Annotated in this window: 12 protein-coding genes; 9 read left to right on the top strand and 3 right to left on the bottom strand. The window is 37.2% G+C overall.

Annotated elements, in window-relative coordinates:
* Positions 1 to 43: 43 nt before the first annotated feature.
* Positions 44 to 3,040, bottom strand: coding sequence for a 3-coathanger stack domain-containing protein (locus ACQUQZ_RS03520; RefSeq protein WP_435353364.1), 2,997 nt, complete (start codon positions 3,038 to 3,040; stop codon positions 44 to 46).
* A 391-nt stretch (positions 3,041 to 3,431) separates the two neighbouring features.
* Between ACQUQZ_RS03520 and ACQUQZ_RS03515 the strand changes: the two genes are divergently transcribed.
* The 9 genes from ACQUQZ_RS03515 to ACQUQZ_RS03475 all read left to right on the top strand — a co-directional run bounded on the left by ACQUQZ_RS03515 (position 3,432) and on the right by ACQUQZ_RS03475 (position 14,612).
* The gene (locus ACQUQZ_RS03515) at positions 3,432 to 3,854 is read left to right on the top strand and encodes a globin family protein (protein ID WP_435353363.1); all 423 of its coding nucleotides are present in this window, start codon (positions 3,432 to 3,434) and stop codon (positions 3,852 to 3,854) included.
* Positions 3,855 to 4,337: 483 nt separating this feature from the next.
* Positions 4,338 to 5,441, top strand: a complete 1,104-nt coding sequence (locus ACQUQZ_RS03510) for a Re/Si-specific NAD(P)(+) transhydrogenase subunit alpha (RefSeq protein ID WP_435353362.1) — start codon at positions 4,338 to 4,340, stop codon at positions 5,439 to 5,441.
* A gap of 86 nt (positions 5,442 to 5,527) precedes the next feature.
* Positions 5,528 to 5,836 carry an NAD(P) transhydrogenase subunit alpha gene (locus ACQUQZ_RS03505; RefSeq protein ID WP_435353361.1) on the top strand — a complete coding sequence of 103 codons (309 nt, stop codon included), beginning with the start codon at positions 5,528 to 5,530 and terminating at the stop codon, positions 5,834 to 5,836.
* A 5-nt stretch (positions 5,837 to 5,841) separates the two neighbouring features.
* A complete protein-coding gene (locus ACQUQZ_RS03500) occupies positions 5,842 to 7,242 on the top strand; it encodes an NAD(P)(+) transhydrogenase (Re/Si-specific) subunit beta (protein WP_435353360.1) in 1,401 nt (466 codons plus the stop codon).
* 130 nt (positions 7,243 to 7,372) lie between these two features.
* Entirely contained in the window at positions 7,373 to 9,166 is a 1,794-nt protein-coding gene (locus tag ACQUQZ_RS03495) for an FAD-dependent oxidoreductase (RefSeq protein ID WP_435353359.1), read from the top strand.
* A gap of 72 nt (positions 9,167 to 9,238) precedes the next feature.
* Positions 9,239 to 11,038, top strand: a complete 1,800-nt coding sequence (locus ACQUQZ_RS03490) for a 2-oxoacid:acceptor oxidoreductase subunit alpha (protein WP_435353358.1) — start codon at positions 9,239 to 9,241, stop codon at positions 11,036 to 11,038.
* 4 nt (positions 11,039 to 11,042) lie between these two features.
* Entirely contained in the window at positions 11,043 to 12,089 is a 1,047-nt protein-coding gene (locus tag ACQUQZ_RS03485; protein ID WP_435353357.1) for a 2-oxoacid:ferredoxin oxidoreductase subunit beta, read from the top strand.
* A gap of 108 nt (positions 12,090 to 12,197) precedes the next feature.
* Complete coding sequence (locus ACQUQZ_RS03480; RefSeq protein WP_435353356.1) at positions 12,198 to 12,638, top strand: DUF5990 family protein; 441 nt, start codon at positions 12,198 to 12,200, stop codon at positions 12,636 to 12,638.
* A gap of 156 nt (positions 12,639 to 12,794) precedes the next feature.
* Positions 12,795 to 14,612: a hypothetical protein gene (locus ACQUQZ_RS03475; protein ID WP_435353355.1), complete on the top strand. Its 1,818-nt coding sequence runs from the start codon at positions 12,795 to 12,797 to the stop codon at positions 14,610 to 14,612.
* A gap of 52 nt (positions 14,613 to 14,664) precedes the next feature.
* Here ACQUQZ_RS03475 and ACQUQZ_RS03470 read toward each other — a convergent pair whose 3' ends face one another.
* Entirely contained in the window at positions 14,665 to 16,497 is a 1,833-nt protein-coding gene (locus tag ACQUQZ_RS03470) for an FAD-dependent oxidoreductase (RefSeq protein ID WP_435353354.1), read from the bottom strand.
* 16 nt (positions 16,498 to 16,513) lie between these two features.
* Positions 16,514 to 17,374 (bottom strand): TolB family protein, encoded by an 861-nt coding sequence (locus ACQUQZ_RS03465; protein ID WP_435353353.1) that lies wholly within the window; start codon positions 17,372 to 17,374, stop codon positions 16,514 to 16,516.
* Positions 17,375 to 17,497: the final 123 nt, after the last annotated feature.

Genomic DNA, 17,497 nt, shown 5'->3' with positions numbered 1-17,497 from the left:
TCATTATCTGTTTTTTATATTTATGAATCCTTTATCTTCATAATCAATACCCACAACCACCAATATAAGCCTTAAAAACACTACCATTTTGAGCTTCAAAACCTGTTTGAAGTGTCACCGAACTACCACCGTTAAATGTTACATTTGCTCCTGCAACAACCCTTGTTTGTACACCACTTTGAGTAATTATTGTGGTAGCAGCATTGTACTTTCCAGTGGTTAGATTGCCTGAAAAACTCTGAGAATTGGGGCATGGAGGAGAAATGTCAATTTCTTGAATAAGAATATTATCTAAAAATAATCGGTTGCCCCAACCTCCAACATTCTCAAAAACTAATTCGACAGTTTTTCCTGCATAAGCCGAAAGATTAATGCTTTCATTTCGCCACTGATTACAAGCAGCGGGTGTAAAAAGTGTCGTTTGGTCGGGTGCAGTTGCCAAAGTAGTTCCTGCTTTATCATAAATTAATTGTTGGCTTCCATCACACAAAACAACATAGACTTTTAATCTATCAAACTTTGACGCATCATAACGAGCATAAGCCACATCAAATGAAAGTTTTGCAAAATCCATGTTTGAAAGGTCAACAAATCGTCTTAATCTGTCAATTTTTCCTGTATTATCTAAGGCACGATTATTAATCATTGCTGAGTTGGCATGACAAGTATTACTTTGTGTAGTCCATGTAACTGCGTCATTATCAAGATTTTGATTGATCCAATTAGCTAAATTTGCAACAAATTTTTCGTTTACAGCCTCAGCAATTGACTTTGTTCCATCATTAGGAAAAGCATCATAAATATCTTTCACTCCATCATTATCGCTATCTATGGTTTTTACATGATTCAATAAGGTTGTTAAAGCTTGTGGGGGATTCGAAGGCGATGGCTGCCCAGCTTGATTCAAGGTACTTTCACCATGACAAGAAGTACATGTACGAATTTCACCTGATTTGGTACTGATCCATAAACGTTCACGAACAATTCCTTTATTATTATCATCGGTCAATTGCCAAGTCAAGGCTCTTTTAGCAGGAACAATCATTGCCACTGAGCCATCAGGATGAATATTGGCACTCCCTTGCGAACCCGTCGTTGGTGGGTTATAAGTCATAGCCGTTGGGTCATGTAGAAACCTTGCCAATCCTCTCCTACCTGCTTTTGGTGTATTTATTCCACCTATTCCTCTAACCAAATCATTCTGAAAAAATTGCAGGTGTTTTACATTATAAACAGGTGAAGCCTGACTTGGATTATTACTAACAGTTTGGTGAGCTGTGCCTGATACTTTTAAATTAAAAGGTTGTTGTTGGTCTTGATCATCACGACTTGTCACATCTCTTATTGCCAACACAGATAAATTATTTCTATTCAAAAACTTACGAAAATCATGCAAATTTACACCTGCCGAAGTAAAAAGAGCCAGTTCCGACGGAGCTACTGTTTCAATATTAAGGGTGGTTTTTGTAGGCAAAGCTCTCGCCCGAACCTCAACTGGATAGGTTTCCCAAAGTACGCCATTATAAGTATAAAGTTCATCAGGACTCCACCACGAAACATTTTTCGTAATTCCAGCACCTGTCAATGCGGTGGCACTTGCTTTAAAGTAGCCGCCCGTTGCTTCCAAAAGACGTATTCTATAATCGTATTTACTTAACGGGTTCCCTGATGCACCAATGTTGCTATCTTCTTCGGTCGAGTGTGAATGTGAAACAACAATTTTACCATTAGAAAGGGGCATTGGATTTCGGTATAATCCAGAATGATTTACACTTGGTGTAGCGTCGGCACTCCGAGTATCAGGATGGGTGACATAAGTAAAAGTAACTTGTTCGGGATGCATTCCAGGAGGAGCATTTACTGATACTACCATACCTGAACCATGCGTTCCAAACTCAGGTGCTTCAATACCGTAATAAAGACCGGGTGTAACAGGTGATTCTTGAATATGAAACATTCCACGAATCGGCGTTTGACTTATAGGAGTATAAAAATCATGGATTTTAGGGTCATTAGTAAAATTAGGGGTAATATATTGTTGCATATCATGCCTGCCCAAGTGATTGAGGATTTCCATTTCGGTTCCATCTTCATTCATCATCCAAGGATTGAATATATTGAAGCTCTGCGGGTTGGTATTTGCCCATTGAGGCAATGAAAGTAAATCTGTTCGGCCAGGACGAGGCTCTGGGAAGATTTCTGCATCAGGCAAAATAGCAGACTTTGTTGCATTAGCTGTTTCATCTGCATAATTAAATGTGCCATAATTATAATCATTTCCAGTATTGTTCAAAATATCTTCAATATCAGCATCCGCTTGTTGGTCACGCTGTAAATGATCCCATCTTGTAAAAATAAGTCTTCCTGCATTGTCAATACTTGGTGTAAAATCTCCAGAAGGCGAGTGTGTCAACATTTCAAGTCCACTTGCGATCGAACAAGCTTTTGGGTCAAGTCGCCAAATACCTGAAACAATTGGTGACGATTCATATTCATCATGCTGAGGATAAAGATGAGCTATACCTCCACGTGGCATATCGGAAATAAAAATAATACGGTCATCTGTACCATATATAGGTTGGATATTATTATAACCAATTGGTTGATTTGGCACGAGTGTAATCACAGGTGTTTCATTTTTTCCTAATCCTGTAATTTCATAGATTTTCCATGTATAACTCTGTACTTGATAACGTTGTGTTGCCGACCCAATCACCATACTAAAGAGTGCTTTGGTTCCACTCCAGTGAACAGAAGGGTCTCGAACTGCAATCGCATTAGCTCCTTGCATGCCATTTTGCCCAAAACCTGCAGTTTGGGTTAAGTTTTTCAAAGAACCATCAGTATAGCGAATATATAAATCACCTCCTCTTGGAGCAGAGAATGTACTTGCTTGTTGATTTCCAAATGTTTCTAAGGAAGTACCAAAACCAAAGGGTTGAGGTACTTGCGTACAAAACATGATTGGATTTGGTAATGTTTGGGAAACACCCGAAAGTGCATAAATGCAAAATATACTTAATATAAAATATCTTTTCATATTCAATTTTACTAAATGCAATGGTATAAGATGTTCGAGAACTTTATATAAAAAAAATAGAAGTCTTACAAAGATAAAAGACAGTTATTGATTGTTATTGCTTTTATCAGTTTTGATACAATAAATTTACTGGGCGGTCAAATTACTGATTTTAACTTCTTTAGTTGTGCACTTCAATCATTATTATTGTTCTTGAGATAGTTTTTTTAGTAGCGAAACTATATTTATTCTCACTATTTTTCAGAAAAAACTTTTTCATTCATTCTTTATTTACTACCATTCAAGAAAGGTTTCTGACTACTCAGTCAATTTTTATTTTTTGTCCTATTCTAAGAGCTTAGTTTTGAATCCAGATAGCATCAATCACCAATAAAAAATTAATTACTCAGTCATGAATACCTATCAAATCAAACTCGTAAAAGACACTTTTGCCCTCGTAGCTAAAATTCCTGCCGAGACAGTCGGCGAATTGTTTTATAACCGCCTTTTTGAAATTGCTCCCGAAGTAAGCCCGATGTTTAGCAAAACTTCAATGCCTGAGCAATCTCGCAAATTAATTTCGATGTTGTCTTATGTTGTAGGAAAATTAGATAAACTCGAAAGTATCATTGACGAAGTAGCGAAGTTGGCCCAAAGACACATCAAATATGGTGTCGAGCCAAAGCATTATGAACCTGTTGGTGCAGCTTTATTATGGACACTCGAAAAAGGACTTGGCACAAACTGGAACGAAGAAGTAAAAGAAGCCTGGACACTCTGCTACGTTACGCTTTCTGGTGCTATGATTGCAGCTTGTGAAGAAGTTGAAGCTTAAAAACGATAAGATTGGGACTTACTTTTGTAAGTCCCAATCTTTAACAACAGTACGCGAATTTTACCCAATTCCCTAACTTCTTTATTTTAAGTAGAAAACTTAATCCATCAAACATAATAATTTAAATCCACATCAATTTCTCAAACTTTTTTGCTAAGTTTATTAATAGCTCTTCCCTTTTCTAAATAATCTTTTCGTCGTTCTCTTACGTTTAAAATAGCTTTATATTCAAGTCAAAGAAATCATCCAATGATTGTCAAAAGTCATCTATTATGATTAGAATTTTTGATCATTTTTCAAATTGAACAAAACAGCAATGTAGATACCACATGTCTTATCCCATCAATAAACTCATAAACAGGAATAATAATTACCATACAGCAACTACTTTTTAAAATAGTTTAAATATTTTTATAAATAAATTGATAAATAATTGAATAATTTCTACATTAGCCCCATGAATTAAAACAGAACAATTGTATTGTGAAATTAGCCGTAATTAAGGAAACAAAACCATTTGAACGTCGAGTTGCTCTAACCCCTGAAGTCTGCAAACAACTTGTCCTTGCTGGATTTGAATGTGACATTGAAAAGGATGCTGGAACCTCTTCTTTTTTTGAAGACGCTGCCTACACTACTGTAGGAGCAACTATCCAAAATGATAAATCTACCTTGCTCGCCTCTGCTGATGTGGTTTTGAAAGTAAACCCACTCACCAATGACGAAATAAACTCCATGAAAAAAGGGGCGGTTGCTATTTCTTTCATGTATGCTGCTTCCAATCCTGAGATGGTCAATGCCTGCGTCAATCAAGGTATTTCTGCTTTTTCGGTAGATGCTATTCCTCGTATTTCTCGGGCCCAAAAAATGGACGCTTTGAGTTCACAAGCAAATTTGGCTGGCTATAAATCAGTCATCATTGGGGCCTATCATTTAGGCAAAATTTTTCCATTACTAATGACTGCTGCTGGAACAATCAAGCCTGCAAAAGTTGTGATTATGGGTGCTGGAGTAGCTGGCTTACAAGCCATTGCTACAGCCAAACGCCTTGGGGCTGTAGTTGAAGTAAGTGATATTCGCCCTGAGACAAAAGAGCAAGTAGAATCTTTGGGTGGTAAATTTATCGAAGTAAAAGGCGATGATTCTATCAAAATTGAAGGTGGATACGTCAAAGGTGTTTCAGAAGAATTCCTGAAAAGGCAACAAGAAGTCATTGCCAAACATATTTGTGAAGCTGATTTAGTTATTACTACAGCTCTGATTCCTGGAAAAAAAGCACCTATGCTTATTCCTGAAGAAGTAGTAAAAAATATGAAATTTGGCTCCGTCATTGTTGATATGGCGGTCGAACAAGGTGGAAACTGTGCTTGCAGTGAATTTGCCAAAACCATCGAAAAACATGGTGTAACCATTGTTGGAGAGGCCAATATACCTTCAATGTTGCCACTTAATGCCAGTGAACTCTATGCCAAAAACATTGCTACTTTCTTGCTTCATTTAGCTACCAAAGATGGCTTCAAATGGGAAATGGAAGAAGAAATCACCAAAGGCTCTTTGATTGTGCATAATGGAGTTATAGTTAAATAGTTACTGGTTTATTTCTAAATCAAAAATAACTAATTACCTAATCCCAGTAACCAGTTCCCCAATAACAAATAACAAATTACCAAATAATGAACGAAATACTCACTTTTCTTGGCGAAAACATTCAGATGATATACATCATTATATTATCTGTTTTTGTAGGCGTTGAGGTAATCGGAAAAGTACCAGCCGTACTTCATACTCCTTTGATGAGTGGAGCAAATGCCATTCACGGAGTTGTGATTGTTGGGGCAATCATTGTTATGCTCAATACTCCTGCCGAAAATATCTTAGCTTTAGCTCTTGGGTTTGTTGCGGTAGTTTTCGGCACACTTAATGTAGTCGGTGGCTTTGCCGTTACTGATAGAATGTTAGAAATGTTTAAAAAGAAAAAATAGACCTCATGGAAGTAAAATATATTCTTGACATTATTTATTTAATTGCTTCGGTAACTTTCGTGCTTGGTTTAAAGATGCTCAGTCACCCAGACACCGCTCGTAAAGGAAATCTTTATGCAGCTTTTGGCATGACTTTGGCCATTGTCGGCACTATCTTATTGTATAATCATACTGATGGTTATACTACTCGTGAACCTGCTAAAATTATTCTGATTTTAACAGCTATCGGTATCGGAACAGTAGCAGGTTGGCTTACCGCCCGACGAGTGCAAATGACAAAAATGCCAGAATTGGTTTCACTCTTCAACGGAATGGGCGGGGCTTGTGCTGCAATCATTGGATTGATGGAATATGAGCATAATTTAGGTAAGACAGGTGCTTTAGCTACGATTATTGCAGGCTTAATTATCGGTTCAGTTTCTTTCAGTGGAAGTATCATTGCTTTCTTGAAACTCAATGAAACGATGAAAAAACCAATCAGAATTCCATCGTATAATATTCTGAATACTGTCGTACTGATTGCCCTTGTTTTGTTTGGGGCATATATCGTTTACGCCCAACCTGAGCATCTTTTCTTAGTCGTTTTATTATTTGTTTTTGCATTAATTTATGGTGTCCTATTTGTGATCCCGATTGGCGGAGCTGATATGCCCGTAGTAATTTCATTGCTCAATTCATTTACTGGTTTAGCTGCCGCCTTTGGTGGTTTTTTGTACCAAAACCAGGTAATGCTCACAGGTGGAATTTTGGTAGGTTCGGCAGGAACAATCCTAACTTTAGCGATGTGTAAAGCTATGAATCGCCCTTTGAGCAATGTAATCTTCGGAGCATTTGGTGGTGGAGCTGCTGCTGGCTCTGGTGCAGAAGTCAACGGAAGCATCAAAGATATTTCAATTTCGGATACTGCGATTTTGATGAATTATGCTAAAAAAGTAGTCATTGTGCCGGGTTATGGCTTGGCAGTTGCACAAGCACAACACGTCATTCATGAATTAGAACTTTTACTTGAAGAACGAGGCGTGGAAGTAGTTTATGCGATTCACCCAGTAGCAGGGCGTATGCCAGGACACATGAATGTACTTTTGGCAGAAAGTAATGTTTCGTATGATAAATTAGTCGAAATGGAAGATATAAACCCTCAATTTGCTAATACTGACGTTGTTTTAGTTGTTGGAGCAAATGACGTGGTAAATCCCGCTGCTAAAACAGACCCTTCTTCACCTATTTTCGGAATGCCAATTTTAGATGTAGAAAATGCTAAAAATATCATTGTCAATAAACGAAGCATGAACGCTGGTTATGCAGGAATTGATAATCTTTTATTCTACCAACCAAAAACAAGTATGCTTTTTGGCGATGCCAAAGGTGTTTTGTCAAAATTGGTCAATGAATTAAAGCAGATGTAAAACTTGTATTAAATTAACAAAAAATCATATAATCATTGCCAATTTAGTTAATTAACAAAATAATATTTGGTAGTGCTTTTTAAAATTAAGTAGTTTTACCTACGATTTCAATTTAAAACTATTCAAACCATTGGAACCAACAAATGTACACGACCCAGAGTACTACCATAAGGTCGTAGATTGTCAGTATGCTTGCCCAGCTCATACACCCGTACCTGAGTATATCAGACTTATTGCTGCCGAAAAATATACAGAGGCATACATGGTCAACTGGGAATCAAATGTTTTTCCCGGCGTCTTAGGCCGTACCTGTGATAGACCTTGCGAACCAGCGTGTCGTCGTGGTCGTGTGGACGAAGAGCCTGTGGCTATTTGTCGCTTAAAACGAGTAGCTGCCGATAATAAAGGAGATATCTCTCATTTACTTCCTAAAATTCCTACCAAAGGCAATGGAAAACGCATTGCTTTGATTGGTGCTGGTCCTGCTTCCCTTACTGTTGCTCGTGATTTAGCTCCTTTGGGCTATGAAATTCACGTTTTTGATGAACAAATCAAAGGAGGTGGTATGATGCGAAGTCAAATTCCATCTTTCCGTTTGCCAGAAACAGTTTTGGACGAAGAAGTAAATAATATCCTTAATTTGGGTATTCATCAACATTTCAAAACTTATGTTTCGAGTCTAAAAAGTGTTTTAGATGATGGATATGACGCAGTTTTCATAGGAACTGGAGCTCCTCGTGGGCGTGATTTATCAAATCTTCCAGGAAGAACTGAAGGTGCAGCAAACATTCACGTAGGTATCGAATGGCTCGCAAGCGTTGCATTTGAACATACGAAACAAATCGGTAAAAAAGTTATCGTTTTGGGTGGTGGAAATACCGCTATGGACTGCTGCCGTACTTCTCGTCGCTTAGGTGGTGAAGAGGTAAAGGTCGTTGTACGTAGTCCGTTTTCTGAAATGCGTGCCTCTCCTTGGGAAAAAGAAGATGCCATGCACGAAGATATTCCGATTTTAGATAACCATGTGCCTGTTTCATTTGTGGCTGAAAATGGTCAGTTAAAAGGAATGACTTTTGAAAAAGTTCATGCCGTTTATGATGAAAAAGGCAAACGTTCACTCGTTCCAACGGGAGAACCGCACGTTTTCATCGAAGCTGATGATGTTTTGGTAGCCATTGGTCAAGAAAACTATTTTCCTTGGATTGAACGTGACTTAGGTATTGAGTTTGATAAGTGGGAAATGCCTAATGTTGATAGTACAACTTTCCAATCGACTAATCCTAAAGTTTTCTTTGGTGGAGATGCTGCTTTAGGGCCTAAAAATGTAATTACAGCTGTTGCTCAAGGTCACTCGGCAGCAGTTTCGATAGATTTATATTGTCAAGGAAAACCACTTGATGTACGCCCTGACCCATTCACAAACTTGGTTTCTCAGAAAATGGGTATCCATGAATGGAGTTATGATAGCATTGTTGCTGATGATGACCGTTTTGTAGTACCTCAAGCTTCCAAAGAAGTAACATTGAGCGACCGTAAAAAAGAAGTGGAACTTGGTTTTGATAAAATCGTAGGTTTTAAAGAAGCTGAACGTTGTCTTAACTGTGACGTACAAACAGTTTTCACCGAAAACCGCTGTATCGAATGCGATGCTTGTATGGATATTTGTCCAACCGACTGTATCACATTTACAGTCAATGGCACAGAAGAAGACCTTCGTACCCGCCTAAAAGCTCCATCTTTGCACTTAGACCAAGACCTTTTAGTGTCAAATACATTAGCAGCAACGGGTCGAGTGATGGTAAAAGATGAAGATGTTTGTTTGCATTGTGGTTTGTGTGCCGAGCGATGTCCAACCTCAGCTTGGGATATGCAGAAGTTTTTCTATAATACAACAAAAGCACATCACGGTTGCGGAAGCCATTGATGTAGAACAAGTCTCTGACTTGTTCCTTTGCAATAAATTAAATGAAATTTCCTCTTTTTTGAGAATGTAAATATGACAAAAGTCAATGATTTTGTAGTTCGCTTTGCCAATGTCAATGGAACTGGTTCGGCCAGTGCCAATGGTATGTTTGCCAAAGCTATATTTAGAATGGGAGTTCCTGTTACACCAAAAAACATTTTCCCTTCTAATATTCAAGGATTACCGACTTGGTATGAAGTGCGAGTAAACGAAAAAGGCTATTTAGGTCGTCGTGAAGGCATAGATTTAATGGTTTCGGTCAATCCACAAAGTATGTTAAAAGATGTTCAAAGTGTGCGTTCAGGTGGTTATTTTATGTATGATAGCACCAAACCGCTGCACAAAGAATACATTCGTGAAGACATTACTTATCTCGGCATTCCGCTGATGGGAATTTGTATGGAGCAATACTCTGACCCTCGTCAACGCCAATTATTCAAGAATATCATTTATGTTGGAGCATTGTCAGCTTTATTGGATATTGAATTTGCTGTTTTAGAACAACTCTTAGCCGAGCAATTCAAAGGAAAAGAAAAATTAATTCCTTCAAATGTTCAAGCTTTACAGTTGGGTGTAAAATATGTTCAAGAAAACTTCACTTTTCCGCTTGAAATTAGAGTTGAAAGACGTGATTTAGTTGGTAAAAAAATCTTGTTTGATGGCAATGGAGCGTGTGGTTTAGGGGCTGTTTTTGCAGGAGCAACTGTTGCAGCTTGGTATCCAATTACTCCTTCAACTTCAGTAGTTGAGAAATTTGAAAAATACGCTAAGAAATTCCGTACGAATAAAGAAACCGGCGAGAAAAATTTTGCCATCGTTCAAGCAGAAGACGAACTGGCAGCTATCGGTATGGTTATCGGAGCAAACTGGAATGGTGCAAGGTCATTTACAGCCACTTCTGGCCCTGGAGTTTCATTAATGAACGAGTTTTTAGGATTAGGATATTTTGCTGAAATTCCTGCTGTTTTGATTGATGTACAACGTACTGGTCCTTCAACTGGTATGCCTACTCGTACACAACAATCTGATATTACGATTTCTGCTTATGCCTCTCATGGCGATACAAAGCACGTTTTGCTGTTTCCGAGCAATCCAAAAGATTGTTTTGAATTGACTGCTGATGCTTTTGACTTGGCAGAACGTTTACAAACGCCAATCATCGTCTTGACTGATTTGGATTTAGGAATGAACGACCACATGAGCGAGCCATTTGAGTGGGATGAAAGTAGAAAATACGATAGAGGTAAAGTTTATACTGCCGAGGATTTAGAAAATATGGGACGTTTTGGTCGTTACTTAGATTCGGACGGTGATGGTATTCCGTATAGAACTTACCCAGGCACGCACCCAACTAAAGGTTCGTATTTTACTCGTGGTACTTCTCGTGACGAATATGCAGTTTATACTGAAGATAGTGCAGTATATGTAAGAAATATGCAACGCTTAGAGAAAAAATGGGATACAGCCAAAGACCTTGTGCCAAAACCACATTTCTACCAACAAAAAAATATGAGTCCGATGGGTGTGATTTTCTTCGGAACTTCCACTTATTCGTCTGAAGAAGCCATTGATTTATTACGTGAACAAGACGTAGTGCTTGATGCAATGCAACTCAAAGCATTCCCTTTTAATAAAGACGTTGAGCAATTCATTGAAGACCATGAAGTAGTTTTTGTAATTGAGCAGAACCGTGATGCCCAAATGCGTTCGTTACTTATCAATGAATTAGAAATTAATCCTAAAAAATTGATTCGTATTTTGAATTATGACGGAATGCCTATTACGGCTGATAAAATTGTGAAAGAAATTAGTAAAAATCTTGTAACAAACTGAACAAATGACATACGTTCGTCCGACCTTTAGGCATCCTGATTTGCCAAAAAATAAAATAGATTTTACAAAAAAAGACTACGAAGGAGCTTTATCAACGCTTTGTGCTGGTTGTGGCCACGATTCTATCAGTGGAGCAATCATCCAAGCTTGTTTCGAGTTGGCAATTGAGCCACACCGAATTGCCAAGCTTTCAGGAATTGGTTGTTCATCAAAAACTCCTGCCTATTTCTTAGGAAATTCGCACGGATTTAACTCAGTTCACGGACGTATGCCTTCGGTGGCTACTGGTGCATATTTGGCCAATCGTGACTTGGTTTATTTCGGAGTTTCAGGCGATGGAGATTCAGCTTCTATTGGTATGGGGCAGTTTGTCCATGCCATTCGCCGTAATCTTAATATGGTTTATGTAGTAATGAATAATGGTTGCTATGGTCTTACTAAAGGGCAAGACTCTGCTACGGCAGATAATGGTTCAAAAAGTAAAGCTGGTTCAACTAACCTTTTCAATGCCATTGATTTAGTAGGTTTAGGACTTGAACTGGGAGCAACTTTTGTAGCTCGTAGCTTCTCAGGCGACAAAACTCAGTTGATTCCATTGATAAAAGCAGCTATTTCTCACCCAGGTTTTGCTTTGATTGATGTAATTTCACCTTGTGTGACTTTCAATAATAACGTAGGTTCTACAAAATCTTACGATTATGTGCGTGAGCATATCGAAGCAACTTCGACAGTAGATTTTGTGCCAGTAATGGAAGAAATCACAGCGAGTTATGAAGATTCTAAAGAAGTAACTTTACACGATGGTTCAGCATTGCAGCTACAAAAATTGCATCAAGGTTGGAATCCTGAAGATAAACTTTCGGCGATGAATGCCATTCAAACCTCAAAAGAAAAAGGGGAAATCTTAACAGGACTTATCTACATTGAGCCAAATACCAATGCTTTACACGATGTACTTCAAACAACCAAACAACCACTAAACACCCTAAAAGAAGATTTACTCTGCCCAGGTGTTGATGCTTTGGAAGCTTTGAATGAGAGTTTGAGATAAATATTTTAAGATGTATTGAAAACGTTCAAGAGATTTTGATTTCTTGAGCGTTTTTTATAGCTTAGTCGAATGAAATGACCAAGAATTATTTTCAAGTCGACTAATCAAATGAAAAAAGAATTGAATCTTCGGATTAATCTAATAAACCCACCTATTGGGGTAGATTTTGGCTTACAAAAAGGTTATGGGAACAATTTTATAACTGTCCAAAAGCAACGTGCTACCACTAATGACTTGATTTTTGAATTTTCAATTCTTATAAAAGATGATACCGAGAAAAAGCAATCACCGAAATTTTCGGGTGAATTTGTTCAAGGTTCAAGTGATAAATTCGTTTACATTGGTATCGGAGCTTTTGTAGGTCAATTCGATTCCGTTTGGTCAAGGAGGCTCAAAGTCCCTTTGACTGGGATTACTTGGGAGCAAGTGGAACAATTATACAATATGCCTAATGCAGTTTTAGAAACTTATGTGCCAGGTACAGGAAAAGATGGTAGTCCAAATTGTGCAACAGTGAAACCATTTGCAGGATGGCTCATTAATGTGTAAACAAGAAATTTCGCAAGCAGTCTCAGACTGCATGTTATTCATAAGTACAAGTGACGCTTCGCTTAACACTTGCACCAGTTAAAAATCCAATCCATGACAAATATCATGTTTCAGTTAATGGATTTTACGTTGCTTTGTTAAATTTTCTGAAAAGCAATGATACAAAAAACCTCTCACACATTCCATATTCCCGTAATGGGCTTGGGTTTCACGATTGATACGCCACTAAAAGTTGCCCGATTTGGTATATCTTCGGTAATTTCAATTATCGAACACGAACTCATCGAAAAAATGAGAAAGTTTCACAGCCATCAAAATGGTGAAACTTATCATCCAATTACTGAAAAAGATGAAGATTATCGAGCCAAACGCATTACTGAATACTTAAATTTATTAGACAGATTGATTAATAAGCAAGTATCAAAACTACGCTTAGAACCATTCGTTGAAGGTTCAGAAATTACTAAATATTTTGAGCTTTTGCCTGAAACCTCGCCCATCAAGCAACTTTATATTGGAATGCTTCAATTAGAGGATAGTTCAGTCAAAACACAGATTCAAGAACAACTCCGTCATTCGATTGTGGCAGGTTCGATTGATGTAAACGTGATGTCAAAAGTTGATAGAACACATTATGATGAAAATGGAGAAATGCTTCCAAAAGAGTTTTCCGATGCACTTTCTTCATTTCGTGGCTATGCACAAAGCAATTTAGCATCAAGTATTGTATTTTCGGCTGGTTATAACCCTCGATTATATGGCTATATTGATGCCTTCAATGACTTTTTCCCAGATGAAAAAGGTCTCTTGAAAAAGAAAATCATCTTAAAAGTAAGTGATTATCGCTCAGCTCTTACACAAGGTAAAATCTTGGCAAAAAAAGGTTTGTGGGTTTCGGAATTCAGAATCGAGTCGGGACTAAACTGTGGCGGACACGCTTTCGCTACCGATGGCCTTTTGCTTGGCCCTATTATGGAAGAATTCAAGCAAAATAGAGCAACTTTGCAAAAAGAAATATTTGAGATATGCAATCAAGCATTGATAGCCAAAGGAGTAGCTTCATTTGCTTCGCTTCCTGATATGAAAATTACAGTACAAGGAGGAATAGGAACGGCTAATGAAGATAATTTTTTACTTGACTACTACGATGTTGATGGTACTGGTTGGGCAAGTCCGTTTCTGTTAGTTCCTGAAGCTACTAATGTTGATAATGATACGCTTCAAAAAATGGCAAATGCTCAAAAAGACGATTATTTTTTGAGTGAAGCTTCACCTTTGGGCGTCCCTTTTAATAATTTTAGACATTCGACTGGAGAAGAGCAACGTTTGATGCGTATTGATAAAAATCGCCCAGGAAGCCCTTGTTATAAAAAGTTTCTTGCTACCAATACAGAATTTACAAAAGAACCTATTTGTGAATCTTCTCGTGAATACATTCATGCCAAAATCAAACAGATTGAAGCAAGTGACATGACACCCGAGCAAAAAACCGAAAAAATCAATTTTCTCAATCAAAGAGATTGTTTGTGCGAAGGTCTGGGGGTAGCTGCTTTATTAAAACATGATATTAGTCCTGCTCATAAACTTACGGCAGTAACAATTTGTCCAGGGCCAAATTTAGCTTATTTTTCAGGAGTATTTTCGCTAAAACAAATGGTTGATCATATTTATGGTCGAACAAATATTTTGAACTCATTGAAACGACCTAATATGTTTGTAAATGAACTGATACTTTATGTAGATTATTACAAAAATCAGCTCAATAAACAAGTTGAAAATCTTTCGACAGCACAGGTAAGAACACTGAAAGCTTTTTACACCAATTTATTGTTAGGCATTGACTATTATAAGTCGCTGGCATCTTCTTTTAAAAACGAAACCGAACGTTATGTTGAAGAAATGAAGGAAGAACTCAGTGCATTGGAGAATACCATCATGAGCTTGAATTTGCCTTTTGAAGTTGTTGCAAAATAATACTTCTTTCAATCAGTCCGAGAATTTACTAAGCCTAAATTTCTCGGACTTTTTATTTATATTTTCCCTCAAAATCTACTTCTTTAAGAAACAACCCAGCCAAGCTTACGGCTATTTCACTCCGAGAAATAGCTTGATTTTGTTTATCAACACTGCTATGATTAATCAATAAATTTTTAGCCAATGGGTTTTTATTTGATGTCAAAAATTGCTTAAAATTCATCAAAATCTTTTCAAATTCGGCAAAAGCCATGATTTTTTGTTCGGGAATTTCTTTATAATCAAATTTTGGTTCAAAGTCTTTTAAGCCTTTCAGAAATTCATTGGTTGAAATAGCAGAATCTGGATAAAACCAAGTTCGATTCGACCAATTAACTGATTGCCCTACGCCTTTCAATATTCCGGTTGCACCTACTCTTTGAATCGCTTCCCAATTTGGGTGGCTTGACGGAACATCATAATAAGGCATCAAGTAACCTTTTGAATACAACAATAAATCTTGAATAGCACGTACCGAAGCTTTTTCAGGTGAAATACTTTTTTGGATGCAATATGCAGCCAATGCTCCTGCAACTTGACCTATTTGCATCACAACTGGCTGCAAGCGTGAAGCTCCATTAACCAAATTACTCACCGAAATTGACTTTTCTGTCACAATAAAATTAGATTTTCCTTTCGGAATAAGACTACCCAACGGAATATTAAACGATGGTACTGGCACAAAATGTAGGTCGGGAGCAGCTAAATTTTTACCATGATGATGGTCAATGGCATAATCACCCACGGCGATACCCGTGCGATAAAGTGGCAGAGTTTGGTCAAAAGGCTTTTCGATATGATTTAAGTTCATCCGCACCAAACCATTGATACGACGACTTTCACGATGATATGGAATCAGCGGTAATTGGTCTGTACTAGGAAATTCGTCATCAGCCAAGCCAAAGTTTTTAAAACCTAATTCTGTTTGAAGAAAATACACAAATCGAAGTGTTACAGCTTTGGCAGCATTAATGGCTTCTAATCGTTGATTTTCGTCCATTTCCACCATATTTGCATAATAATCATTGCCATTAATAGGCCAATTGATTAAAACCTTATTGTTAGGAAGTTTGGCATAGGTCATCAAACTTGCACATGGATTTTGACGTTTAGCATTAGGGTCATTGCATACTTCTTTGCACGCACAATGAAATTCTGCAACATCATAATTGGCTGGTTTAGGCAATGTTTTATCAGCATTTACTCCAAAATCTTTGAGAATTGCCGTATATGTGAGGTCTTGAATAATATGATTGGATTTTTCTGGGGCGATAGCTTCGTTATAAGTCGTTTGTGCGTCCATTCCTAAATCATATTGAATGCCCACTTTTGCTGCAATATCACCAAGTTCAGTGGCGTCAATTAAAATTTTTGTTTGAATGATCTTTCCATTTGACAGTTTAACTTGCCAACCTTTTGTAAGTTGCTGAATATCAATTACTTTAGTACTAAACATCAATGAAAGCATTTTCTCTGCTTTACACATTTTGAGCAAAATTTTCTGTCCAACAGAAGGCTCAAATAAAGTATTACTCACCCAGCCTGTTGAAAGATTTTCTACGCCTCCATAATAAGTGATGAGATTTTCTCGAAACTCTCCCCAAAGCCCCGATGGTAAATGATGATTGCCATCTATTGCCGAAACTCCTGCCGAAGTTAGCATACCTCCCAGCCACGGAGTTTCTTCCACAATAATTGTCTTTACACCCAAACGTGCCGATTGAATACCTGCCATTGTCCCCGAAGTACCACCACCAATAATTAAAACATCAGTTTTGATGAAATCTTGAGCTTGAATAGCATTGAAAAAAAACATGAAGATGGAAAGCAATAGCAACCTTTTCATCGGAAAATTCAGATATTTATTCATCAATTACGACAGCTATTTTATTTCCTTTTACAGCCATTCTACTAATTTTCTTTTTTGGCAAGTTCTCAGGTAAAATTACATATTCCCAGTTTTTAATTATTGAATCATACCAATAGATTTCAGCATTTCTACTTTCCAGAATGATGCCATCGGTCGTCCAAGCATTATAATGCTCCGATTCTGGGCTACTTTCTGCAAGGTCTTTAATAGTATTTTTCGCAGGATTAAATGAACGAATAAACCATTTTTCGCCAATTTGTTGTACAAAACTAAAAGTCTTTTGATTAGGCATCAAATGTAGGGAACGACCAATATTTGGGGCAATTATTGTGTCCTTTTTTGTAATAATATTTTGATAATGAAGCGTTTGAGGTGTTCCCAAAACAAAAGTAATTAGCTCATTAGAATTAAGCCAAGCCTGATAACCAATCTTACCAGTTTTCTGCGATTCAAAAATTATTTGAGTATTTCGAGGATTATCAATTTTATATTTTACCAAGTCTTGGTCGCCATTGCTTTTACGTTGCACAATACAAGAAAGATATTTTAAATCTGGCGTAACATTTGGCGAATACTCAGAATCAATGGTATTTGTTATTTGTTCATATATATTGGTTTTATAATTATATGACCAAATATCTGTTTGCCCATCTTTCATTGCCGTGTAATAAATCAGCGGTTGTGTAGGATGGAAAAAAGGTTGGTTATCATACCCTATTCTTTTAGTGATATTTTTAGGATTTGTAAGAATAAAATATCCTCCTTCTTTAGATAAATCCATCAAATAAATCTCCGTACCGTTTTGAGCATACAGAGATGTTGTAATTAACAGCAAAAATGACAATTTTTTCATGGGCAATTATTGATTTAAAATTTTTCAAGGAGGCAAGTGTGGTAATGCCCTCTTAAACACTTCGTTCTATTTTATCACAATCAACAAAATTTCTATCAATAAACAATATAAAACTGAAATTTA

This window comes from Emticicia sp. SJ17W-69, assembly GCF_051209875.1.
Taxonomy (GTDB): domain Bacteria; phylum Bacteroidota; class Bacteroidia; order Cytophagales; family Spirosomataceae; genus Emticicia.
The sequence above is the reverse complement of the archived record's forward strand: the minus strand, read 5'-3'. Positions and strand labels throughout refer to the sequence as shown.